The sequence below is a fragment of the Halopseudomonas sp. genome (assembly GCF_038130085.1).
Classification (GTDB): domain Bacteria; phylum Pseudomonadota; class Gammaproteobacteria; order Pseudomonadales; family Pseudomonadaceae; genus Halopseudomonas.
On the sequence record NZ_JAYPMU010000055.1, the window covers coordinates 1 to 1,511 of the forward strand.

The 1,511-nt window shown below is 56.1% G+C and carries 1 protein-coding gene; it reads right to left on the reverse strand.

Translation table 11 applies throughout. The features are described from left to right. Nucleotides 1-82 precede the first annotated feature (82 nt). A partial coding sequence (locus tag AAFM31_RS17710; RefSeq protein WP_371833054.1) for an IS1182 family transposase occupies nt 83-1,511 on the reverse strand: 1,429 nt, incomplete at its 5' end.

The following is a 1,511-nucleotide window of genomic DNA, read 5'->3' on the forward strand; positions in this document are numbered from 1 at the left end:
TCAGACTGCTGACGAACCCCGCATTTTCGCGGGGTTTCGTTTTTCTGGGACGCTTGCAATGATTTTCCCTGTGTTGACTGATTCAGCCTGCGAAGGCCCCAATTCCCTCCGAGTAGCTGCACTTTTGGCTTCGTAGCCAAGTGCCGCGTCTTATCCCGGACCGCAGGCGTAAAAGCACTGCCAGCAGGCGGGCAATCTTCTTCATGTTTTGGCAGGCGGCTGCCAATAGGCACTGTTTCATTACCTTGCGCAGACCACGGAACCGGGCATAACGGTGCCCGTGCAGCTCCTTGGCGTCCGCAAAGCTGCGCTCGACGGTTTCTTTGCGCCTGGCATAGATACGCTTGCCTTCAGGGCTAAGACGATTCTGGTTAATCCGCTCCTTGGCGTCCTCCCAGACATGCCGCACGACAACCTTGATGTGGTTTCGACTACGAGTGCATTGGTCTCGTAATGGGCAATCTCGGCATTGCTGCGGATCGGACTTGTACTCGCGATAACCGGCCCGGTTAGTCGTGCTGTAGGGCAGGAACTGATTGTTTGGGCACAGGTAACCGTCACGTTCTGCATCGTAGGTGAACTGACGTTTATAGAAGTAACCTTGCTTGTGATTGGGGCGTCGATAGCCCATCACGCCGAAGATGTCTCGTTCCTCCAGCCCCTTGCAGATCGCTGGCGTGAAGTAGCCGGCGTCCAGGGCAACGGCCAGCGGTGTCAGAGAAAAGCGCTCGCATTGGCGGTCCAGTCGTTCAAGGTAAGGTCGGCTGTCATGCACATTGCCGGGGGTAACAAAGGTATCGGTGATAATGCTGTGCTTCCCATCTACCGTGCGGTGATCAAGATAGAAGAAACCTTGCGGCTTGTTATCCCGCGTCATGAATCCACTATCAGGGTCGGTGGTGCTGACCTTGGTTTCCTTTACCTCGGGATCACTGTCTTTGGGCTTTAGCGGTTGCTTGCCGTGCGCTTGGCGGTCGGCATCGATTGCCGCATTAAGCTCGGCCAGATAATCAACAGGACGCTGCTCAACCTGATGCACAGCGAACCGCTGCTTGTTGGCGCTGGCCTTGAGGTGCGTGCTGTCGGTGTGTAATACCTCGCCCCCAATCAGGCCCTTGTGCAGCGCTTGCTCGACAATCCCATCAAAGATGACTTGCTCGATATCCGTATCGGCAAAGCGACGGCGACGGTTCTGACTCAGGGTCGAGGCATCGGGCACCTTGTCGGTCAGGCTCAGGTCCAGAAACCAGCGATAGGCAACGTTGACCTGGATCTCGCGCATTAACTGTCGTTCACTGCGCACGCCAAACAAGTATCCAATAAACAGCATCTTGAACAGCATAACCGGGTCAATCGCCGGACGACCGTTGTCAGCGCAATACAGGTGCTGCGTGGCAGGCCGAATAAACTCGAAATCGATATGGTGGGCTATCTTGCGCAGCAGATGATCGGCGGGCACCAGCTCTTCGAGGGTGACCATCTCCAGCGCGTGCTGTTTGGGTGAAGGGGGT